Below are 239 nucleotides of genomic sequence, written 5' to 3' on the forward strand. Positions count from 1 at the left end.
GTTAATCAGATCGTTGTATACGCTATCGTAAATAGTGCGTCCGGTCGGGCAGGTGTGCTCAAATGCATCCAGACCTTCGTGATACCAGCGCACCAGCACCGACTGAGCGGTTTTCTCCAGATAAGGCACATGGATCTGAATATCGTGCGCCTGGCCGATACGATCCAGACGACCAATACGCTGCTCCAGTAGATCCGGGTTGAATGGCAGGTCAAACATCACCATGTGGCTGGCGAACT

Annotated in this window: 1 protein-coding gene; it reads right to left on the minus strand. The window is 52.7% G+C overall.

What is annotated here, in order from left to right; all coding sequences use genetic code 11:
- Window positions 1–239 (minus strand): hypothetical protein (locus R2R70_RS22870; protein WP_410979327.1); only part of this gene is annotated, 239 nt, incomplete at both ends.

The sequence above is a fragment of the Cobetia sp. SIMBA_158 genome (genome assembly GCF_046566945.1).
Classification (GTDB): domain Bacteria; phylum Pseudomonadota; class Gammaproteobacteria; order Pseudomonadales; family Halomonadaceae; genus Cobetia; species Cobetia amphilecti.